This is a genomic window from Rahnella sp. BIGb0236 (assembly GCF_004364755.1).
Taxonomy (GTDB): domain Bacteria; phylum Pseudomonadota; class Gammaproteobacteria; order Enterobacterales; family Enterobacteriaceae; genus Rahnella; species Rahnella victoriana.
Window position 1 is genome coordinate 24605 of the sequence record NZ_SOAO01000019.1, and the last position, 23250, is coordinate 47854.

Annotated in this window: 20 protein-coding genes; 1 reads left to right on the top strand and 19 read right to left on the bottom strand. The window is 46.6% G+C overall.

The window, feature by feature from the left end; genetic code table 11:
- Positions 1 to 14: 14 nt before the first annotated feature.
- The 19 genes from EDF78_RS24095 to EDF78_RS24185 form a co-directional block, all read right to left on the bottom strand.
- Positions 15 to 1766 (bottom strand): glycosyltransferase, encoded by a 1752-nt coding sequence (locus EDF78_RS24095; RefSeq protein WP_133824072.1) that lies wholly within the window; start codon positions 1764 to 1766, stop codon positions 15 to 17.
- Positions 1767 to 1837: 71 nt separating this feature from the next.
- Positions 1838 to 2716 carry a glycosyltransferase gene (locus tag EDF78_RS24100; protein ID WP_166654495.1) on the bottom strand — a complete coding sequence of 293 codons (879 nt, stop codon included), beginning with the start codon at positions 2714 to 2716 and terminating at the stop codon, positions 1838 to 1840.
- Positions 2713 to 3864, bottom strand: a complete 1152-nt coding sequence (gene glf, locus EDF78_RS24105; protein ID WP_133824074.1) for a UDP-galactopyranose mutase — start codon at positions 3862 to 3864, stop codon at positions 2713 to 2715. The genes EDF78_RS24100 and glf overlap by 4 nt, the downstream gene beginning before the upstream one ends.
- On the bottom strand, positions 3864 to 4634 hold the full coding sequence (locus EDF78_RS24110; RefSeq protein WP_133824075.1) for an ABC transporter ATP-binding protein: 771 nt from the start codon (positions 4632 to 4634) through the stop codon (positions 3864 to 3866). Before EDF78_RS24110 ends, glf begins: the two co-directional genes overlap by 1 nt.
- The gene (locus EDF78_RS24115) at positions 4634 to 5398 is read right to left on the bottom strand and encodes an ABC transporter permease (RefSeq protein ID WP_133824076.1); all 765 of its coding nucleotides are present in this window, start codon (positions 5396 to 5398) and stop codon (positions 4634 to 4636) included. Before EDF78_RS24115 ends, EDF78_RS24110 begins: the two co-directional genes overlap by 1 nt.
- Positions 5395 to 6558 (bottom strand): glycosyltransferase family 4 protein, encoded by a 1164-nt coding sequence (locus tag EDF78_RS24120; protein WP_133824077.1) that lies wholly within the window; start codon positions 6556 to 6558, stop codon positions 5395 to 5397. The genes EDF78_RS24115 and EDF78_RS24120 overlap by 4 nt, the downstream gene beginning before the upstream one ends.
- Positions 6555 to 8378: a Wzy polymerase domain-containing protein gene (locus EDF78_RS24125; protein WP_133824078.1), complete on the bottom strand. Its 1824-nt coding sequence runs from the start codon at positions 8376 to 8378 to the stop codon at positions 6555 to 6557. The genes EDF78_RS24120 and EDF78_RS24125 overlap by 4 nt, the downstream gene beginning before the upstream one ends.
- Before the next feature lie 786 nt (positions 8379 to 9164).
- Entirely contained in the window at positions 9165 to 9566 is a 402-nt protein-coding gene (locus tag EDF78_RS24130; protein ID WP_133824079.1) for a DUF4354 family protein, read from the bottom strand.
- Positions 9567 to 9585: 19 nt separating this feature from the next.
- Positions 9586 to 10293 (bottom strand): aquaporin Z, encoded by a 708-nt coding sequence (gene aqpZ / locus EDF78_RS24135; protein ID WP_133824080.1) that lies wholly within the window; start codon positions 10291 to 10293, stop codon positions 9586 to 9588.
- A gap of 428 nt (positions 10294 to 10721) precedes the next feature.
- On the bottom strand, positions 10722 to 11741 hold the full coding sequence (locus EDF78_RS24140) for a DsbA family protein (RefSeq protein WP_243839484.1): 1020 nt from the start codon (positions 11739 to 11741) through the stop codon (positions 10722 to 10724).
- Positions 11742 to 12277: 536 nt separating this feature from the next.
- The gene (locus EDF78_RS24145; RefSeq protein ID WP_133824081.1) at positions 12278 to 13246 is read right to left on the bottom strand and encodes a type 1 fimbrial protein; all 969 of its coding nucleotides are present in this window, start codon (positions 13244 to 13246) and stop codon (positions 12278 to 12280) included.
- Positions 13247 to 13653: 407 nt separating this feature from the next.
- Positions 13654 to 14523: a reverse transcriptase domain-containing protein gene (locus EDF78_RS24150; RefSeq protein ID WP_133824082.1), complete on the bottom strand. Its 870-nt coding sequence runs from the start codon at positions 14521 to 14523 to the stop codon at positions 13654 to 13656.
- The gene (locus EDF78_RS24155; RefSeq protein WP_243839485.1) at positions 14507 to 14872 is read right to left on the bottom strand and encodes a hypothetical protein; all 366 of its coding nucleotides are present in this window, start codon (positions 14870 to 14872) and stop codon (positions 14507 to 14509) included. Before EDF78_RS24155 ends, EDF78_RS24150 begins: the two co-directional genes overlap by 17 nt.
- Positions 14873 to 15032: 160 nt before the next feature.
- Positions 15033 to 15593: a fimbrial protein gene (locus EDF78_RS24160; RefSeq protein WP_133824084.1), complete on the bottom strand. Its 561-nt coding sequence runs from the start codon at positions 15591 to 15593 to the stop codon at positions 15033 to 15035.
- Between the two features lie 18 nt (positions 15594 to 15611).
- Positions 15612 to 16169 carry a fimbrial protein gene (locus tag EDF78_RS24165; RefSeq protein ID WP_243839486.1) on the bottom strand — a complete coding sequence of 186 codons (558 nt, stop codon included), beginning with the start codon at positions 16167 to 16169 and terminating at the stop codon, positions 15612 to 15614.
- A gap of 187 nt (positions 16170 to 16356) precedes the next feature.
- Positions 16357 to 17082, bottom strand: a complete 726-nt coding sequence (locus tag EDF78_RS24170) for a fimbria/pilus periplasmic chaperone (protein WP_208294499.1) — start codon at positions 17080 to 17082, stop codon at positions 16357 to 16359.
- A 270-nt stretch (positions 17083 to 17352) separates the two neighbouring features.
- Entirely contained in the window at positions 17353 to 19851 is a 2499-nt protein-coding gene (locus EDF78_RS24175) for an outer membrane usher protein (protein WP_133824086.1), read from the bottom strand.
- A gap of 12 nt (positions 19852 to 19863) precedes the next feature.
- Complete coding sequence (locus EDF78_RS24180) at positions 19864 to 20364, bottom strand: type 1 fimbrial protein (RefSeq protein ID WP_133824087.1); 501 nt, start codon at positions 20362 to 20364, stop codon at positions 19864 to 19866.
- Positions 20365 to 20497: 133 nt separating this feature from the next.
- Positions 20498 to 21034, bottom strand: coding sequence for a fimbrial protein (locus EDF78_RS24185; RefSeq protein ID WP_133824088.1), 537 nt, complete (start codon positions 21032 to 21034; stop codon positions 20498 to 20500).
- 1443 nt (positions 21035 to 22477) lie between these two features.
- Between EDF78_RS24185 and EDF78_RS24190 the strand changes: the two genes are divergently transcribed.
- The gene (locus EDF78_RS24190; protein ID WP_133824089.1) at positions 22478 to 22921 is read left to right on the top strand and encodes a PACE efflux transporter; all 444 of its coding nucleotides are present in this window, start codon (positions 22478 to 22480) and stop codon (positions 22919 to 22921) included.
- Positions 22922 to 23250 lie beyond the last annotated feature (329 nt).

Consider the following 23250-nt stretch of genomic DNA (forward strand, 5'->3'; position numbering starts at 1 on the left):
TTATAAGGGAATATTCAGAAATATTTTTTCCAATACAACTCAGACGTTAGGTGGTTTATTTCTTTTTTATAATTTTTCGCTATATATCCGAACGTCACTATCCCCCAGGAAATGCATAGTATCGTTTTCAATACTAAAATGACTGCTCTTCTCGCACTGCGGGAATGCAGACAATAGGAGTTTTTTTCTTCATTGAAATAAATGACGTCTCGCTTCAAAAACGCATACCGTGTAGGATGTATTTCAGTGCTATTTATTATAGTTTTTGATTGAGGTAAAAAAACACTAGGGATAAGGTATCCATTTAATAATAGCAATCTTAGAACTTTGTGCAGTAGCGTTTCAACTTTCAATTTAACAGCAAAGCCTCTATTAATAACTTGATGACAAATAAATTTTTTTTCTTCAGCAATGATTTTCGACATCAGCAATTTGGCCTTTGTCGCATCCGGGTCTTCGCTCCAGTTGGTTGGCCCCTTCAGTACATGCTTATACGCTTCGAGTACGGCTTCAGCGCAACTATACCGGTAGGAAAAACACAATAAAATGACTTTAATCAGTACAAAGAGTGGAATCGTTAGCCGCTTCACTAACGTTGGATAGAGAAAGGCCGGAAGCAGTAAAGCCCGGGTACTTAAATACTCCACCCATGCGCTGTATTTTGACTTAAAGTTTTTCTGCCATGAACACACCCCATTTAGTGTGACAATATCAGGTCTATTTATTATGCTAAAAAGAATATCATCACCGCGGACAAAAAAAGGAAAAGCGTAGTGGCGTACTACTGACACAGAAAATGCACAAAACCACCATGCAGCATAGTTTGGAGTTTGAGCATCTTCGTCAAATTCACTCAATCCATCCGGCAATGTCACGTCCAGATCTGATTTGAGAGGATACATTTGTAATTGCCTGTAGGGATATAACGCCCCGGCCTCGTAGACGACACCAGGTTTTTCTGCGTAAAGCATCGCCCCTGCGATCATTTTTTCATTTGTATTCGCTAGCTTCAGGAAAGCAAATGCCCTTCTTATACTTTCGACCTCACAGGAAGCATCATCATCCATAAGCAAGCAGAATTCTTCTGTACCTCGTCGTTTCACCTCAATTAAACCCCTGGTGAATCCACCTGCCCCACCCAAATTTTTATTTTTGATACAAACAATATTTTCTGAGTCAGGGACCGTGATTTCATCTCCATTATTAACAACATACAAAACTACGCGTGACTGGAAGGAGGGATTAGACAATAGATCATTGTTAATGCGCTGTGCTGCTGACTGTATTTCCTCCGGCCGGTTGAACGTAGGAATGATGATGGCAAGGCGGCGCTCATCTGTATTTCCGCACTGAGTGCTAAAGGTAAAGCGAATGATATGGCTATCAGAAATAGCTTGCCAGTGAAAATACAACCGTCCGTTAGGCAGATCGTTCATATTGATATTGAATGTGCAAACTCCGCTGTTTGCCTCCTTTTGCGCAATAATTCTTGTTTCTAAGCCCTGTGATAAATAGAGCGTAACCATGCCATGGCCTTCCACTTCAGCCAGAAAGGAAAGATTTTCTAATTCTGTATGTTTTCTCCATTTATAGAGCGAGAAAGCATTAAAAAATGAATCAAAGCTAATGTTATCCCCTGCTGGGATGCACCACATTTTGCGTGTAGTATTCCAGTATGAGGTTTTACCCGCGCTAAAATAGAGGGCGTCAGCAGCTCCAGGAACTGCGTCTGGATATACGCTGCTTTGTAAAATCAGGGTATTCATTGCTTACTCCCGGTTTTTAATGTGCTCAATCTCATAAATAGAGTGCACCTTGTATACATCTTTCAACGACATTACTTTGTAAAATTGTCCGGGCCGCGTAGCCCGTCAACTATCCCCCGATACCATGCGGCAATGCTTTCGCGGCGGGGGGCATCGCGTGCTGCACCATACAACTGAAATGCCAGTCGTAAAACAGTGACTGCCGGGCTCCATAGCCCATCCCGATAGAACATAGGTAACCATAATATATTACGCGTCAGAAAATAGCGTTTCTGAGGTGAAATTTTGGTTTTCGGCAGTACGGCATGATTAAAATATAGTTCAGGGCACCACAACAGCACTGCGCCCTCATTTGCCAGCATGGCACCTGCACTCAGATCGTCATAATAGAGAAATAATCTGGGCTCAAGAACCCGCTGTAAGAACGGTACCCAGCGCCGAGTCAGACATGCTCCCACAAAAGTTAAAGACGCCACTTTCGTATGAGATCCTTCTTCGGGAAGCCAGGCTCCGGGGTTTCGTAAATAATTCAGCGTTTGCCAAAAAGTCCGGGGAAATCGGGCAAATGGCAAATTCATCGGGCAAGCATTACCGTCCAGATCGCGCACGTTACTACAATATCCATCAGCCTGGGGTTCACCTGCCAGTATCCTAAGCCAGTCAGAAGCTGGCCAAGCGTCATCATCAAATAAGCAGACATGCGTCCAATCGACCTGGTTTATCAAAAATCCTAGCCCAGCGCTAAACCCTCCCGCTCCACCCGTATTTTCTGGCAAATTTAGAACCCTCAACCGTGAATCAATTTGTGTGTTGAGCCATTCTGATGTGCCATCACTGGAAGCATTATTCACCACGACTACAGAGTGAAAGTCCATTTCACATACCCGCCCTAAACAGCGTTGCAGGCTGACTAAGCGGTTATAAGTGACGATCAGTGCTGCCACTCTCATACGGTGCTTTCTGGAAAGACAGGACATTCACCAGCGATATATTGCTGTGCAATGCACATTGCATCATGGATAACTGCATCCATGTCCTGATAGCGGTAAGTCGCGAGTCTGCCCGTGAACGTTACGTTCACCATTTCTTGAGCAAGCCTGAGATAATGGTTGAGAATCGGATCTGCTCTCGTTTGCCGTATCGGATAATAAGGGACGTCTTCCGGCTGTGCTTCACGTGAGTATTCCCGCCAGCAGACGGTCTGCTCGTGATGTTCCTCTGGCATGAAATGTTTATGTTCGGTGATTCTTGTCCACGGCACTTCTTCATTGCTATAGTTCATCACTGCACATCCCTGAAAATCACCCTGGGCAGTAAACTCCACAAAATCGAGGGTTCGATAAGGTAATCGACCGGCTTCATAATTGAAAAAGCTGTCTAGCGGACCGGTCCAGAACAGATGATGATGATTGGCAATATCCCATGCCTGACGGGCGTTAACCGGGTGATTCAGGTGCACCGTAATCAGGGGGTGATCAAGCATAGCAGATGCCATTTGTGTATACCCCTTTATAGGGATACCCTGTCTTACCTGCTGAAAATAGCGGTCATCATAATTAAAACGAAAAGGCAGCCGACGCAATATCGATGCTGGAAGTGTTGTTGCTGAGCGCCCCCATTGTTTTTGCGTATATCCTTTAAAAAACAACTCATAAAGTTCCTGTCCCATCAGCTGTAACGCCTGCGCTTCCAGATGCTCAGCCTCATTCTTAGATGATATCTTCAACGTTTCTAGCCGATCACGTGCCTGCTGAGGTGTCAGAGTTGATTTCCAAAACTGGTTTAACGTCAACATATTCACTGGTAAAGACCATACTTGCCCTTTTGCGATCGTCCGAACCCGGTGACTGTAATCACTAAATTTGGTGAACCGTTGCAGGAACGCAAAAACATCGGGATTGTCTGTGTGGAAGATATGAGGGCCATAGCGATGGATCATGACCCCTGTTTCTGGGCAGCGTGAATCATGGCAATTACCTGCCACGTGATCCCGGGATTCAAGCACGGTAACGTTAATTCCGTTATCAGCAAGAATACGTGCCAATGTGCATCCGGCAAGGCCGGCACCCACTATTGTTACCTTACGATTGGCTATCATTATATAATTCTCCTATGATTACGTGGTCTTGACGTGATGTCACCTTGATAGCGAGGTAATATTTCGGCAGACGAACCGCTGGCTTGCAGATGGCAGTTTTCGAACCACAACACCCGGTCGCAGAATGTTTCAATGTCCTTCGGATTGTGGCTGACAAACAAAATAGTGACGCCTTGGCGCTGGAAATCCTGAAGAACCGTCAGGCATTTTTCCCGAAAAGCGAGATCCCCTACAGCAAGCACTTCGTCGATCAGCAAGATGTCAGGAGAAACCTGAGTCATTACGGAGAATCCGAGCCGCGCAAGCATCCCGCTGGAGTAAATTCGGATTGGCTCATCAATGAAGCGTCCTAATTCAGCAAAATCAATGATGGCGGGCAAAGCGCGATTGATATCCTTTTGGCGCAATCCCAATAGCGTTGCATTCAGGCGTATGTTTTCTCTTCCGGTTAACTCTGGATGGAATCCTGCACCAAGTTCTAGCATGGTCGCCACGCGTCCGCGCGTGGTAACCTTTCCTGAAGTGGGTCTCAGCACGCCAGCCACCAGGCTCAGTAATGTACTTTTGCCCGCACCATTGCGCCCGATCAGGGCTACAGACTCGCCGGGATAGATGCGAAAACTGATATCTTGCAGAGCAAGATGATGTGAATCCTGCAAAAGTGCGCGGATCCTATTGGGGTGTAGCAACAGTGATTTGAGTCCGCTGCCCAGGTGGCTATATAAAGGATAACGCTTGGTTACCCGGTCAAATTCTACAGCAGGCAGCATCAGAGGATCTCCGCTAGACGTGGGGACAAGAGACGCAAAATCACCCACCCGACCAGCAGACTGCTAAGACTAAGCGCACACATGATGCCCAGACTGTGGCCGGAAACATGTCCGTTCATAAGTAAATCGCGCCACGTCAGTATGAAGGGGGCGAGAGGGTTAGCATGCAGCATCCACTGCCAGCGCTCAGGCAGCATTTGAGGGGTGTAGAGGATCGGTGAGGCGTAAAACAAAGCCATCATTCCGAGTGATATGAAGCGTTCCAGGTCACGCAAGAAAGGGGTGATGGAGGCCACTGCCCAGGCTAATCCGGTCAATAACATAACTTGCAGGCTCCACAGCAACGGCACTCCCCAGATCCACGAGAGTGAGGGCGTGACACCCGTGAGCAACATTAACGATGTTATCACTGGCAATGAACACAGAAAATGACCGCCTTCCATCAACACTTGACTTAAAGGTAACGCGCCACGGGGAAAAGATATTTTGCGAATAATCACGGCATTTGCCAAAAAAACCGTGGTTGAATTCCCTATCGCTGCAGTCATCCACTGCCAGGGAAACAGGCCACAGAGAAGAAAAAGCGGATAATTGTCTACCGGTACACGCATGGTTTCTTTAAAAACAACGTAGTATATGATGCCGAACAGTAAAGGGTTCGCCACCGACCACAGATAACCCAATATGCTACTTTTGTAGCGCACGCCTATCTCTTTGCGAGTCAGTACCTGAATGAGTTCCAGCCAATATCCCGGAGAAATCATGACAGATCTCCCGTGACGGTGATATTTGTTGCCCGCGATCTGCTTGAAAGCATCTCATAACAATTCAGCATCTGACGGGAAGCATGTTCGGACGTAAAGTGACGTACCACCAGCTCACGCCCTGCGATACCCATTTCTGCACACAAAGCTGCATCGGTGAGCATCTTACCCATTGCCTGATAGAATGCCTCCTCATCCCCTGGCGGTACTAATATCCCACATGAACCGGTTTGCAATATGGTGCCGCATCCTCCCTGCCCGAAAGCGACAGAAGGCCGCCCGCAACTCGCTGCTTCCAGCAAAATGCGAGGAACGCCTTCCGCATAACGGGTCGGCAGCGCGACGATCGACGCCTGTGACAGAAGCGCTGGCATATTGTGACTGACGACATAGCGTTCAATATCACCCGCATCAATCCAGCGTTGCAGCTCTGTCTGCTCAATCGCATCGGGATCTCCTGGAACCGGCAAACCGGCTACTACCAGCGACAGTGGAATACCGTCTTTACGCAGGCGTTGACAAACACGGATCAAGGTATCAAGACCTTTCGACCTGATCATCCGGGCTGCAAAAAGCACCACTGGCGGTGTTACAGACGAAGGCGGTGAAAAGGCAAACACCGCGGGATCGACACCGGAAACTCCAATGACCGATGTCTTCACTTCGTCCAGGCAAGCCATGTGAATCAGTGTCTGACGATCGGCTTCATGTTCAAATGTCAACAGACAATGAGACTGTTCTGAGGCCGCACGCCACCAGCGGCAAGCAAAACTTCTTACAAGACGAGCTTGAGGACTGTTGAGACTGAACAACCGCCCCAGACCAGGAAAACAGAGAACAACGCGAAATCGCCTTGCAAACCAGGCACCAATCAGGCAGGGTTTTAGGGTAATACAATGCAACAGATCAGGTTGAATGGCGCGCAGTAAAGCTGCTGCCTGCCATGCTCCACGCATCAAATTGAAGGGACTGCGCGAGGTGCTGCACAGATCTAGCGTATGACAGATGATTCCCGCCTCCCTCAAACGTTGTAATGGACCACTGTCGGACATTCCCACTAAAAGGTGTACCTCATAACCGGCATGCTGAGATGCACGCGCACGGTCAAGCCAGTGCAGGGCAAAATAGCTTGCATCATTAACGAAATAACACAGTTTCATGATCTGTTTCCTGGAGTAGTAAAGCGAGGATCTGTAGGGAATGCCTGGGCACCCCGCAGCATCCAAAAATTAACAAGCGCGGGTTGTCGCGTTGCACGATAAATTTGTATTAACGAGGCAATCAGGTTGGCATCGTTATGAGCCTGCAAAAACTTCGTCGCTTCAGTGACAAAAACATCGAGCAACCTGCGGTCATGCGTGTGAGTAAATGACATCAGAAGAGAGGCACAGCGATCGAAGGCGATGCGCTCAGACTGAGCCAGAGGATTGTTCAGGGGGTAAAGCAGTCGCGCGTCCGCAAACCGAATCTTTTCCGTTTGCGAAATCAACCTCTGAGTTTGGACCCCGGTCAAGATAAAGAGCAGTCCACCAGCGGCAAGCAGCGCAGTGAATGAATGAAGAGCTAGATGGGACCGTGCTGATAGACGATGGCTACTGCGGCGTTTCGCACTTTCTGGCAAAGCCAGGCACAGCAACAAAACCAACGTAACGCCATGTATTGCGGACAGTGCAAAAGGAGACTCAGTCATCAGATGCAGCCAGATAGGCAGGCTAAGCATACATAGCCCGCCGTATCTGCGACGGTTCACTTTTTGCAAAGGGATTAACCACAACGAGGCAAGCATCAGAAGCCCTATCACCGGGACCATCCCCCCTTCTGCCCAGGTGTAGAGGAGTTCGTTGTGGGGATGATTCACAGTCATCGGGCTCAATTTTATTAGTCCGGCAGAAGCTAATGCGGTGGGATACAGGACTTCGAAACTGCCCAATCCATTCCCGAACCAGGGATGTTGTCTAATCTGAATCAGCGCTCCACGGAGCATTTGCAATCGCCACGCATTGGATTCTTGTCGCATCCGATTCAGATTAAAGTGTGCATTGGCAGGGCTGGCGTGTGGCCCAACTTCATGCGCGGATGCAATGACTTCCTGCATGACTGGATGGGGTTGCCAGTGAGGTAACACCGTGGTGCCCACAATAATACCGGCGGTCAAAAATAATACAGACATGAGAACACGTCTGCGCGTCGTACGGATGAAGGTCATTACTCCGCTGACTGAAAGGACAGCACCAAGCCAGCCCGTGCGTGAGTGTGAAAGTACCAGAGCAATAACGATCACAAAACCCGCGAAACTCCACAACTGTGCATTACGTTGCGATTTCTCCTGAAGCTGGACCCAAAGAACACACGCGAGTGCTGTTGCTAAGAATGACCCCAACAGATTCACCTGCAGTAACGCCCCTAAAGGTCGCCCTTCAGCGGCGAATATGTCGTAGCCCAACCATTGCCGAGACCAGAGAGGAAATAACAACTGAAACAAAGCCATGACTGCCTCAATAAAGCCTGACAGTGCAATAAGAGCAACAAAATATCGACGCTTGTGGAATGATAAATTCTGTTGTAGAAAAATATAAAATAAAAACATCAGCCCCCAAATATAAAGGAATCTGGGCAATGAATTTAAACGCCAGGCTAATAAAGGTGACCAGAACATCGGTATTGTTAAAAATATTGTTCCACATAATGTGAAGGCAATTATTTTTTTAGCCCGCAGTATTTTCGGCATGCTGCTGGCACCGTTCAGTGCCAGTATCCATAAACAAATACTGCCCCACACAACCAGGTTTGAGACAAGATTAAGGCCACCACCGCCATAAGTTGGCCACGGGAAATGCATTAACAACAAATAGGTAACTGCTGGCACCAGCCATAAAGCAATATTTTTGAAAGACCATAGACTCTTAGTGTTCTGAGCGCGTAGCGAGAGTAAATCGCCCCGTGAAAGTAATTTTTTAACAAGATCTTCAATTTTATTCATTTAATAGCCAGAGCTCTTTATTTAAAAGCAGAGGCTATGAAGTTTGTTACAAACCGGCGCAAGCACTCTGCATTAGCACGCAGAAAATCAACTCCTTATTATCAGAGACCATATTTAGCGCAGCCCTGCGCTTGGTATTAAATTCTGTTCACATCTTTAAATTCGTTCAACTCATAAACTTCTCACGAACACGGGAGAAAAAACAAAAGGCGAAATCTAACAGCATGTAAAATAGGCCATTTCACCCCAAGCACAGGGGGTGCTTGCAGTCCGAAGTTATCAGAAACTTTAGATAAATTTGAGGTGTTCATGAGGACGGGTGCTGGGAAAGTGAGCAGGTAACGCACAAACTAATCCCAGAAGACGGCTACTAGCAGTGAAAAAAATGCATCACTGCGCCGCTGTAAATTAGGTAAGCCAGTAGGTAAAATGCTCTCCTGTGTTTTCGCTGTGGATTCTTGGGTTATTAATACCGGTACGTCGACTTAATCAGTCGACGCCGGAGTAAAAGGGAAAAATAACAGAAAGTCACCAGGAATGTAAGACGAGTATTTCTGATGCCATCGCCTCAGCAGCTTTCGTATAACCCTATGTAATTAACAATCACTAACTTTCCCGAAATCTGATAAAAAAGCAAAACTTTTGAGAGGCCATTGGTCTGGATATATATTTTCGATCTAACGTTAAAGCAACTCTTCACTAAACTTGTAACGACCAATAAAAACTCGCCACAGATTTAGAGTATTTCCATTATGTTTTTACTTAACCACATAGCATTTAAGGAGGTCATCTCATTGTTTCCTGATGACATTCTGTCGATGACCAACTCACCAGTGACATATTATAAATCTTCTTATCTTTACTGGTGAACATCACTTCTCCCTCTTTGCTACCGCGTTTGCCATAGGGCATCAACAAATTGGCACTGATGCCGCTGCTGACAACCTTATTTTGCTGTTCATCACTCAGAATGAAGCAACTCTTAGGCATTTTGAAGTCTTCATTGAGAAGGTTTGCAACATTAACGTCAAACACAACTTCGTAAAAAATCTCTCCATTTTGGGCAAGTGATCCTTGTTTTTCTTTAAACGAATCAATTCGCAAATCCGGTGTTGAAATAGGACTGGCATGCGCAGTAAATGTAAAAAGAATCAGCAAAGCACTACACATAAAATGTGGCATTTTCATAGTTTATTCCTCATCAATTTTAAGATCCGGCCTGGCATTTCGAGGCCAGAACAAAACGATAAAATAAACCACCGAACACCCCGCCCACCAGTGGCATCAACCAAAATACCCACAACTGCTGCAATGCCCAGGTTCCCTGAAATAATGCAACAGCGGTACTACGCGCCGGGTTCACAGAAGTATTCGTTATCGGAATGCTGATAAGATGAATCAGGGTCAATGCCAGGCCAATGGCAATGGGTGCAAAGCCCGCAGGGGCACGCTTATCCGTTGCGCCATGAATGATAATCAGGAAGATAGCAGAAAGAACGCCTTCGCTGATCAACGCAGCCGAAAGGCTGTAACCGCCCGGAGAGTGCGAACCATAACCATTGGACGCAAAACCACTCGCATTAGCATCAAATCCGGCATGTCCGCTGGCAATAAGGTACAATACGCTGGCCGCCACGATGCCACCCAGAACTTGCGAAATAATGTAAGGCACAACCTCGCGGGCAGGAATACGACCGCCGGCAAATAAACCTAACGTCACTGCCGGATTAAAGTGCCCACCAGAGATATGACCAACCGCAAATGCCATAGTCAGCACGGTAAGGCCGAATGCTAACGCTACACCGGCGAAACCAATACCAAATCCTGGAAAGCCAGCGGCAAAGATTGCACTGCCACAGCCCCCGAATACTAAAACAAATGTGCCAACAAACTCGGCAGATAATTTTTTTAACATACAATTTCCTCATGCTTCCACGTAGTGAAAAATTCAAATTCACACAGAAACCGATCCCGGAATAAGTAAACTAAGGGGTAGTTTCTGACATTACCACACAGGCCTAACCATATAACAGACAGAGGGGAATATATTTGAAAAATCACGGCGTTCGAGCGGTTATGCGTATTTGTCTGGCCCCCTCACAGGCACCGGAGTCGGTCCTTCAGTTAGGCTATGGTGTGAGGACATTTTCTTCATACCAATACATGATTATTATTTCAAATATGTACTTATAGTAGTTAAAAAGACGCCCCACTACTCATGCATACCTCATAGATTTATCATTGGCTGCGATAAATTAACTTTATTTATAATTTACAATCAGTTAATAAAAAAACCAGAGTAGTAGATAAGATATTCATTATATTCCCATGAACTTACTTACATTATTCACCCAATGCCTTTCCTATGGCAGCGTTTAGTACATCGGAGTCAGCCCCGCCCGGAATAATCGTCACGTTCTCAGCCGTTGCACCATTCACAGGCATCACAATTATGCTCGGAGTTCCCCGGAACCCCAGGTTTATGGCAAGTTCGTCGGTCCGAGACAACACTTCCAAAGCTTCGTCATTATTGTCCTTGAGCTTGCCCGCGCTTGCGGCAATTCTATTAATATCCTCTTGCCGCAACTTGCCTTCATTATGTCCTGTTGCAAAAATAGCATTATGGTAAGTAAGGTATGCATCAGCACCTTTCTGCTGCCATACCTGCAGACCTGTTTTCGCTGCTGTAAGAGAAGGCTCCCAATGTTGTGCAAAAATCGGCCATTCTTTAAACACGTATCGTACCTTTGGATTTTCCTTCATAACCGCTTCAAGTACGGGCGCCTGACGGGCACATACCTTGCATTGATAATCAAAGAACTCTATCAGAGCAACCTTCGCATCGTCAGGGCCGTAAGATGGAGTGGATTTATCGTCCAGCAGAGCGTCCTGATGGCGCAGAACAGCAGCTATCATCGCCTTAATTTGCTGTTCCTGTAACTGCGCATCCAGCTTTTGGCTTATCTCGAGCAGCGTTTCCGGATGTGCCATCAGATAGTCTTTCGCGGCCTCACCAATCCACTTCTTTTGCTCAGTCGTGAAAGGAGCTGTATTCGGTGCCGTCTGAGTTATGGGTTCCGGTAAATTGCCCGCAGATATATCAGAAGCCACATTATCGTTCGCATCTGCAGAGTCAGGAACTGACTCTGCAGTGGGTACTAATGGCTTCGCAGTTTCACTTTCTGAGGCTCCATTAGCGGGAGCTGATATTCCGTTTAAGCTTTGAGTTTGAGTCGATTGGGCTGTCACCTGCGGATTAACATCAGGTGTTTTAATCAATGGTGGCTCTCCGGCTATGGCCAGCACGTTACTCATAGTTCCTGTCACCAACAACACAGCTAAAGCAATACTATTTAATTTCATTTCTCACACACTCCTATTTGTATTAATACAATACAGTGTTATTTCGTTGCGGTAATTCGTACGAGGGATATCAGAGTCTTAAGGCGAACAATGGAACCGGTTATCCTTAGGCCAGTATCCCCGGGCCTCTCACAATTTCTATGCAAATCACTCACGGGGTAAAATTAAGCTGAACATTAGCGCTATTACCAGCCCGCGGAAATCCTGCCTTAAGTACGGATATTATCAATTCATACGAACGGCTATGCGCAGCAGGAGCTCGTCGGATAAGTCACCGTTGTATTCACCTTGCCCAATGGTAAAATAGTGCCCGTAAAATCAGCATCAGCCAACGATCAAAGTCCCCACTTAGCCATTCCATTCGCCATATAACAGCTCGTGATATGGGCGTATCAATAGATGAGACTTATATTTGAGTATATAATTCTATTGGGAAGACATGCTCATCGATTCGATATTATTGTTCATGGACATACATTACCAGTGTGGAAAGGCCAGCCTAGTTCAATATGTTCTAGGTCAACAACGATTTTCATTCACTGCTGTGTCATAATCATTACAGCACTAGCGGTGAATGTGCCTGTCGCAATTCCACGCGCAAGCACATTGTTGTCGCGTACTGCACCAAACTCAAGGTTCACAGTAGTGGAACCTGGTGCGTAGGTTGCGGTGTATTCATCGGTCGTATTCACAACAGCGCCATTATAGATGATGCCAACACCCAGCCCGGTCGTCCCGGTTTTTACTGATTGTTGGCCTCCACTCACCATTGGCGTGAATTCGAATTTCGTCGTCAGCGTCGCTGAAAGGTCACCATTGCAAATTACGGCAACGCTTTTCAGAATGTTTGTTGCGCTCCCTTTTATTACACCGGGCTTAAGCACGTTGCGGTCCACGTCACCGAGAGAGACTTCGAGAGCAGACCCTGCATTTATGCTGCACGTTACTGGTTGTAGTGGTAACGCCCTGCCATCAGCGCAGTCCCATACGTCCCCTGTCTTCCATTCGCGCCCGGCGTCATCGACAAACGAGTAGCACATGTTAAAATCATAAGGGATGGTCACGCTTGTAGACGCACCACCCGCATCTAGACTCTGCATATTTAGTGATTGGTCTGGAACGAGCTGCCACTTGTTCGCAGCATCGACAAAAGACGAAGACCTACTGATTGTACAATCGCCACCGCTTTTTTCGCAGATGTGAGCCCGCATAAACCACACCCCTGCATATTCCACATACCCTATCTCATACACGGGATTCCACGGCGCCAGCCGACCAGGAGTTATGGTGGAGCCACCGGGCCACCACGCGTCGTTTGTGCCATTACTACGAGGACACGCAATCCCATTGTTACATGCCCTCATTCCTGACGTACCGTAGTCAAGTGACGAGTCATAGTCAGGCGTTACCGGGTGTTCGATAGGATGTGAAGCGACCGCATGTTGTTGCAGGGTGATCAGGACGAACCCCAACAACGTTCTAACCCATATACTTTGTTGTGTCATGTATACTCCGTTCTTATTGGATTGCGGGAGGTCAACAGGATCTCGCCCCGAATTTGCACGACCGAACGAATTTATCGTTCCTGCGACAGACCGCGGTGGCCCTCTCGATTATTACCTTTCACACCAACACCACAAATATGAGATCTTCATAACCTTGGGTTGCGCCTAACGCCGTTGGTGTGCCGTTCTAAAGGCATTTTTTGGTAGATTATTGTTCAGTGAGTCACAAAACGAAAAACACCTATACGTTTAGCAGATTTATAATTTTGGTAATGCCAGCCATGAACGCCATCGGCGACCGTAATGCCTCAACGATTCCCGCCGATCAGCATTATTTACACCCTCCAGCTTCAGGGATTGGCTTCGCCGACGAAACTCCTGCCGGTAATTTGCTAATGCGCGAGGGGCTACGGTGACCGAATTATCTTTAAACCCCCACCCCACCAGTCGAAGGTGCTATGAGGTAATCGCCCGACCTGAGTCTTGTCAGGATGCATCTCAAACCCTGCATCATCGAGGAATGCCAGGAGCTGATGTCTGGCACGCCGCATTGCCCAACGGGACGAAGATAAAATTAATATATCATCCATATAGCGGGCGTAATAAAAGCCCTGTTGCCCCAGTTCTGACATCGCACAATCCAGGTCATACAACAAACTCGCTCCAATTAAAGGGCTTAGCGCACAGCCACGGCAGATGCCTTCAGGTGTAAAATAGTCTCCACCGTCATCAACACTGGCTGTCAGATATTGTCGCAGCAGTTGGCAAATGACATCACTCAGCACATATTGTTTAAAATGCTGCCAGATGTGTACCCGATCCATATGCCGGTAATATCCGCGGATATCAGTGCGAAAAATATATCCACGTTTGAATTCCGCAGTGTTCAGCAGTCGATAGACTTCCTGCCGGGAACCTGTCACACCACCGTGACCTTTTACATGAGCACAAACAGGATGGACGGGCAGCACATGGTACAACCGCAGTGAAACCCATTTAAGTACCAAAGCATCTCGTGCAGACCAGACGACATGTGGTTCACCTGATGTTTTTCTACATATTTGCAGAGGGCTAAGTTGGTACATTTGAGTTTGAATTAACTTGTAAAGTACATCTCTCTCGCGGTGAACAGGATGTGTCCATCGCCACCTTAGATCCCAAACATCACTATTATGTGGATAATGTAACCGCTGCCGGCAAAGCCAGTCATATGCAATTTGCCAAAGAGGGTCTCGGATCGCCGGGCCAAGTGTGTGCATATCATCGGTATTCGGCAACCAACGTCCCCCCAGCTGTAAATGTCTGGGCCGAAAGTTCAGCTCCTTCTTTGGTCACGAGCTTTGCCTTCAGCGTTGGTGGATGTAAAGGGTCATCAATGCTGATCGTTTTGTTCAGTTCCATAGCGACACCATCTTTCAATATCTCCACACCCAATTCCGGGACTTCAGGCGACTGCAACGCTTTGTTATCCCAGTCAGGCGATCCCGTCGTAGCCGTCACCTTTATACTGACCTTATTGAAGGTATCGACACTGCTGCCACAGTCCAGCCGATAATTGATATCCTGTTCATAGCCTCCGAGGCTTACTTTGCGAACACTTACATTCCCAAAAGGTACGTTAATCACCTCATTTTCATTCACTGTACAAGGGGTCACAGTTTGTATCAGGTGGCCTGTGAACGTATAGGTTACACTGTCCCCAGTCTGTGCAGACAGAGCTGGTTCCAGCGTAAATATCAGGAATATTACAGCTATCCTGCAAAAATTCTTCATAAACAGACACCCATCATTCGAAGGCCATGGTCAACGTTGCGCTGGAACTGATGATTGTGTCATCAGTAAGGCTGCCGCCATCACCTACAAGTAACAACTTCGCTACCAGCTTCGGCGGCTTTCCCAAATCGACCGTAAAAGCCGAATTGACATCCTGAACGACATCATCTACCACAAGCTGGATGGCCAGATCCTTAGAGGCGATTCCATTGACCGATGTACCCAACAATTTATGACCTTCATAATCTACATTTTCCTGATTAGCAGAGGATAAGATCATTGTTGCCGTGCCTGCAGTGTCACCAGTGCAGGTCATGTCGCTGACGAGGGTCGTGCTATATGTACTTTCCAAGACATTTCCGCCTGTAGTCGTGTGGTAACGCACATCACCAAAATTTACGTCAGACTCGCGGCCATTGGTGAATGTGCATGAACCATTGGCCACAACAGTGCCTGAAATATTGATATCCATAGTAAATTGATCGCCGGTAGCGCGAATGCTTTTAGCCTGGACCCCCTGTTCAACCAGCAAAATCAGCATTGCCAGGATAACAGCAGCGGTTGTTGTTCTCATGCGTCGTCTCCTGATACCCTACGGGTATGATGCATCAATGGTGGCTGCAGCGGTAAACTCTCCTGGTACCAGGCTACGAGCAGAAATGGCATCGGGTTCTGCCTCAACATAGGCCTGTAGAACAATAGCCGTGGTTCCATCCTTCAGAGGAAATGCCTGCGTCGGCTTATTGAGGGGTAAACGCTTCCCGTCAGGCGTCTCAATACCAATAGCGATACCTGATGCTCCGGAACCGGTGGCAACCAACAGCCCTGGCAGCGGTATACTTTCCTCTCCACCAAACGTTAGATTTACGTCACTGCCAAGAGAAGTATCACAGTCCGTTAAGGTCACAGTAAATGGCACGCCATGTGTGCGCGTATCACTGTATAAACCCTTTTCAATGACGGTACCGAACTTCACCGACAACGTGTTGCCGTTGACATCAAGCGTGCAGGGTTCGCTGACTAACGTTCCACTTATCTGCAAATTATTATCCACTGCTCTTGCCGGTCGCACACTCAAACCAACCAGCAAACAAATAAGTCCGAGAAAGATCGTAGACAAACTTACCGTTTTGTTTGTGATTCTAGCCATAACTCACTTCCACATTTGTTACCACGCTGAATTCCCCTGTAGCAAAGTGGCTCATGAATGTGTACCGGGATATACAATATAGATAAAGTCGTCGTCACTGGGTGCCACAAATATTGGTTCACCGCGGTGGCTGGGAAACACCCTTTCATCTGGTGTTCCCTGGGAATAGGCTCTTGAAGGCGAGCAATCAACCAGCTTTAGTGCCACTGACCATACAGTTAGCCGCGGTACAACTAAAAATCAATTTGGGACGGCCGCCATAATCATTTATGTAAGTGAGAACGGGGTTATTCCCTAACGCAGACGCACTGCCATCAATTATTAAGCTGCTTTTTGGAGATACCATAGCAGCCTTGAAACTGGGTGCATTAGCAGCCTTATATGAAGACGACGCACCTACAATGGTAACGTAATAACCAGTCGGATTATTCAGGCGATAATGGTCGCCTTCTTTCGTCAGTGTCAGTTGCTTCTGTGGAATATTCGCGTCACCTGATTGGAGAGCCAATGCCCCGGGCCGATAAAACAGTTTAATCCGAGTCTGCAGTGCAATTTGTAACGTATTAGGCTTATCACTTCTTGGCGGAATTTCTCGCGTATTGAAGTAAAACAGTGATTCGCGATCCTGTGGTAGAGACGTTATTGCACCAGTAGGCTGTACTTTCACCTGGCTCTTCGCTCCGGGTTCAACCCGCTGAAGTGGAGGTAAGGCTGTAAGTGGGCTATCAATTTTCTGCCCCTGTTCATTCTCAATCCAGCTTTGAGCCAAATACGGTAACGTTTTATTTTGGTTGGAAATACTCAGAGCCTGCGATTTCTGTTCAGCGTTAAATATCACGCGTGTCCGATCCAAAGCAATGGCAGCCTGAGCCGTTTGCGCTGTCAGGAGGGCGGTTATGGCAATGGCAGCCATACGGTAAAAAGTTTTCAATTTCACGTTTCCTATCATTCCGGCATTCACCGGGCTACATGTCAGAATCTGCAGCACATCTTTATTGAGGCTACAGGGTATTAATTTAAAGATCGAAACCCATGAGGTTTATGGATGAGCGCCTATGTCTAACTTAATTTCTGATGCGCTCTCATCTTTGTTTCGTGTCACAGTATTAGTACTTTCTGCAACCTCAGATTCGTTAGAAATAACCCTTTGAATCAATCATGGCGGCTACCGCCTTTATCCTTTTCACGATGGAATGTCATTTGTCAGACATGGCAACAATAAAATACGGGTCACATCAGACTGCTGGGGGGAAGGAAGTGAAACCCGACATTGCGTTTTGCCGTCCCAGGTTACGTCCATTACTCCGCCAGGCTTCATCCCTGAAAGCCATACCTTACCGTCATCCCCAATGATACCGGTTTGAGTCTTTGTCTCATTCAACACTGTTGAACCAAACGGTGGTACGCTGCCATCAGCCAACTTAACTATCGCCATTGCTTTCAGACCTGACAAAATACCAAACTTTCGATAACCAATGGCGCCCTCAGTTAGTGTGTCCTGAACCACCGAACGAGTGGCATCCACGTCATCTGGTAGGCGATCCAGATCTACATTAATCGTGCTGCGGTAGTAACTGCTGACATCTGTGATCACAGCCTTACCGAATCTATTGGTGTTCGTCACCGCACCGTTACCTTGAATAGGTACATCCGCCACGCCATCGCTATCGACCATCATGCGTGTCCCGCCCAAGTTGCCAGTTCGGTGCAATGCGGCACCCTCAGCGGTAGCCGTCATGCCACCTTGCAATGACATGCCGACAGCTGTGTAATCACTACCCTGAAAGCTGGCATTGGCACTCATCTGTGCAATATCACCTTCATGATTAATGTAACCACTGCCGGTACCGCGCCCGTCGGCGGTTGCCCCGGCGGATACGCTATAGTTGTTGTTGCTGTCGATTTGATTGTGATAATTCGCACTATGACTGCTGCCTCCCCCCCCCGACTGGCCACTGTAGCTTATTGTTCCACCCTCTCCCCAAGGCAACGTCAAACTCAAATACATTCCGTCATCGTTGCTACCATTCCGCTTTGAACGATAAGCGGACAGGCTAAGACTGACATTTTTAAAGCGTCCCAAATCAAAACTTTTCGACAGGGAGGCATTCCAGTTGTCGGAAGGTTGACGATCCCAATAAGTTTGATGTCCATAGCTCAGATATGTACCCATGTTCAGAGTTCGGAATTGTTTGTTAAGCGTCACGGTGTACATTTCCTTACCACTTCCACTGCTAGTACCGTTGTGGTCAAGGGCATTCAAATATTGCTGCATAGTCATAAAATTACGTTGAGAAAAACGATAACCAGCAAATGTAATCTCGCTGTCATACTCATCAAAGCGTTTGGAATAACTCAGTCGATATGAGCCACCCTGTTTTGTTTCGTTTTCCGGCAACGTAGCCCGAGACTGCGTCATATCAAAAGATAATGCGCCTAATACCATCAGGTCACGCCCACCCCCTAACGCAAGTGCGTTATAACCTCCGGCGAACAGTCCACCACCGTATAGTGACCAACCACTATCCACCCCCCAGGAAAATTCACCGGTTGCGAATTCCGGTCCCTGACTCTTATGATCATAGTCAGAGGGTTTTCCCGCAAATAACTTATAGCGGACTAGGCCGGGACGCGTCAGATAAGGGATAGTCGCCGTATCGACCTGAAAGGTCTGCACACTGCCATCCTGCTCCTGAACCTTTACGTCCAGCTTGCCAGAAACCGCATCACTGAGGTCTTGAATACGAAACGGGCCAGCAGCCACCGTGGTTTCATTAAGCACCCGGCCTTGTTGACTAATAGTGACTTTCGCATTAGTTTTAGCCACACCTGTCACCTCCGGCGCGTACCCGCGTAAGTTCGGAGGTAACTGATTGTCATCGGTGATCAAACTGGCACCTGTAAATCGGAAACTATCAAACATAGAAGAGCTCAGATAATCCTCTCCCAGCATAAGTTTCGCTTTCAGTGAAGTGATGGCACGATAGGCATAGTAGCGATTCCAGTCCCAGGTCTGCTGCGCACCACCTGTTTGTCCAGAGCTATGATTATATTGAGCCTGCCAGTCCGCGCGCAGACGCCAAGCGCCAAGGTTGGCACCTGTTGTACCATTTCCACTGACTGATTGTGTTTGCCCGCCGGAAGTCTGGCGAGAATTAATTGCATTGAGAGCGTAATCAAAGATGGCCCCAGGGACACCATTATCCCAGCGCGAGGGGGGATCCCAATTATCTGAGGTATATTCGACGAAAGCCTGGGGGACATTCAGGTAGAGAACGCTAGCCCCTAAATCACCGCGTACCACCATTCCCGGTAAAGACTTCATATCCAGACACTCACCGTTATGCCACCAAGAAAGGTTACGCGTTGCGCTGTCTTTTAAACCCAATTTCGCTACAAGGTCCGATGTCAGGCAAGCTTCTGAGTCCTTTGGGTTGTCATCAGGAGGCATAAAGACAATATTTCTTTCAGGTAATTCCGTTTTATTGACCATGACAGCCAGCAAATACTCTCCAGGCATGATATATCCTGCCCTGGAAAATCTATTTAAATCAATATGATCCCGATCTTTTACGTCCAGAACATCCATATTGAATTGGACGTCATCATCAGCTGCGTGGGCTATAAAACTGATACAGAGACTCAAGCCAAAGCAGGCTATAGTTAGCCGAGTTATAGACATGAGAACTGCACCTTAAAAATAATCGATTTTGTAACGAATCGCCGTGTGATAATTACCAGCCAAAAGGCGTGAATGTTCCCCAACAAGTCGGACGATGTAATCTAATTCCATTCCTTCAAATCCTACCGTCTGGTGAGGAATTGGTTGTCCAGGTATAACCAGATTCCCTTCGGTATCAGAAATTTGCAAACCGATGCCAGAAGCGCCCTCCACTCCGAATAGACTCTGGTCAGGCGTTCCGTCGAAAGTCACACTGAATGGAAACATTCTTGCTCCGCCTTCATCCTCAAGCTTTGCGCGACAGTTCACCAGATGGATAGCAATCTGTCGGCCAGGTTTCTTGGTGTCATGTCTTAGGTCGCCTGTAGTCTCGATGCCAAGTCCCACTGTCTGTTCCCGATCTGCTACATCAATATCGCAAGGGGCTTCAAGGATACTACCGCCCATGCGGATAATACCGTGCCCAATAGCCCGCTCTGCCTGAGCACTAATGGTCAATAGGATTATCAGCATGAAAAGTACACCTCGGAAAAAATGCAAAGTTCGACCCGTTTTAATTGTGTTTGGTGCAATCATCTGCCCGACGTAGTGCCGGACAGATGACTGAAATACCACGCCCTATCTTTAGGGACTCTTAAAAACCAACTTATTCGTAAGAAAGAGTAAAGTCGGAAACAGACTGGAATTCACCCGGAACGACTGCGGCCGAAGCACCATCGCCCTGCAGATAGGCACTGAACTCAAGGGTATTAGTACCATCTTGCAGCGCATGTGCAGCAGAAGGCTCGTTAAGGCTAATGTCTTTACCAGAACCATCCGTAAGGCCAATAGATGCACCAGAGGCAGTACCAGTGATCCCCAGATGTTTTGCGTTGGTGGCCCCAGGAGCTCCAGTGAAGGTTGCGGTCACACTTTTCTTGGTTGCCCCGGTACAGTTTTCCAAGTTAATATCAAATACCTTCGGGGTGGATTTACCTTCATCGGCCAATGCAGCAGATGAAACCTCACCCAACTTAACTGTTTGACCATCTGAATCACTACTAATAGAGCAAGGCGCCTCAATAATTGAACCTTCGAACTTAATTGTTCCGTGTCCTTGGTCTTTAGAGGCTTCTGCATTCGCAACTCCGCAAATTAACGCGGTACCTACACCCATTGCCAGAACAAGCTTACTAATTTTCATAACTTAATTAATCCCTGCCATACTATTATGATACCTGAAATTAATATTCAGGCGTTTATCGATTTAAAGTAAACCAGTTTATTACCATAAACACAGCCCTCTCAATCGGAAGAAAAACTAGCATCTTGAAATAGTTCCTCTTACGATTAAGAAGACAATAGAAGTCTTATCTACTTATACGAAATATCACCCCTATAGTCCTTCTCTTCTTAGATGCGCCACTGCATTTTTTCATCCAAATCTGAAGAATCCCGGCACTCAACACAATTACTCCCGCCTCGATACACATTGCGATCGCATCATGGTTACGTGACATTATTTGGTGAGCAGCAATAATGTCAAAAGGAGCTGGCCCGAAACTTTCTTAACATAGGAGTGTTTTTTACCAAATATGTATCTTTACTAGAAAGTCTCAATACTTTTTAAAAGCTAACCAGTAAAAGAAAAATTAACACCCCCCTTCTTCCTATTCCCAGAACGATTATGCTCAAAATTCATCAGCAGAATTCATCAACAAACAGGTCAATAAATCGCAATCTGCTTTTCGGTATGAAAGTATCATTCTATTCAGAAGCTCTTCTTCAGTTATATGCAACCACTCACTATAGTCTCTGAGGATTTTCGGCACTCCGGTAAAAGATGAACCTTCATAATTGTAGTGTGGTTTATCTTTTTTCTAAATTGCCAAGTTTGCATACCCATATTTTGTTTTCGGTTAAACGTAAACAGCATTTCATTTTGATGGTGCATTTTACATGCCAAGCCCAAGAACTCTACTCATAAAAACCTCACACCACATTCAGAAAAGAAACAAACCCTATCATCATGATTTAAAAAGATTTTAACAGAATACCTTTGCAGCGATACCATGCCTCTTAAGATTTACATGAGATGAAAAAAACCCAGAGCGAATCGAGTAGAGTTTTTGCGAGAAAATCGGGGTGTAATTTTTAATTTTCATAGGACAATACTCCAAATAATTGCGCCTAATGTTGTTCTGCTTTTGCAATCTTATGCTTTTCATCAGTAACCGATTGACAGTTTTCATACAGTAGCTAAATTTTTATCATCAATCGGTACACAAAAAGATGGCTATTATTTATAGCCTTCTTATCGTGTAAGGCATACCCATCATTATAAAGCAACATTTTAGGCACTTATTCTGAGACCATTGAGAAATCTATCCACGAGCGAAATAGGCAGATAGTGGTGGTAGCGCGCTGAAATTTAGCTGCGGTTGTTGCCGCGAAAGAGGATCATTGTTGCTAGCTGAAAATTGGCGGTTCTACTTGGGAAGCGATACCAAGGGTGATGTGATCAATTGTTGGTAAGCTAATCAATAGATGCTATGACCTTTGATGATGTGAACCTGATGAGGTTTGCGTTTGTGGGGAATTTGGACTTTTCTTCGCACTTCTCAGGCCATGGACAAGTAATGCAAAAATGTATGTTGAACTAAATAAAAGCGTAAAGGAGAGGGTTTATCATGCGCTGTTGTTTGAAATTCTTGCCAATTTAATCCTCTCTGTGTTCGTCAGTAAAATGATGAACGTCACACTGACCACTGCCGGTGTCCTCTCTTTGATATCCGCTTTCGTGGCCACTGTTTGGAATTACATTTTCAATTTTTTCTTTGACAAGTTTCAGGCAAAAGCAGGGTTCTCCCGTACGCTCAGTGTGAGGGGGATACATACCGTCAGTTTTGAGTTGATCCTAATCGTAACCCTGACGCCATTCGCTATGTATATTCTGCACCTGCATTTTATGCAGGCTTTGTCTACAGAAGTTGGACTGGTGTTATTCTTTATTCCCTATACCCTGCTGAATAACGGGATCTACGATTACCTGCGTGCCTGGTTGATTGGCAATAAACTGGAAACCCGCTGAATATTTCACCGTCTCCGATTGCCGTTCTCACATGATTAGGGTTTACCCCTAGACTGCCCAATTGCCCACAGACTTATCCCCCGTTTTTGTGGATAAGGCTACATTTAGTGTTTGGCATCTCAAAAAAAAACCAGATGTTGCGGTTTTTACCCGTTTAACGTGGAGAAATTTTCGGTTGACGTCAAAGGAAGGGTTTTTCCAGGCGATGCGGTATAATGTATTTGGATTCAGGGGCTTGCATACCGTCTGGTCAGGCGGCAGCGACGGGGCGTTGCTGACCGCCCGATCCCCTCCCCCGCACGTTGGGCTTTTTCCCGCATAGCCGAAAA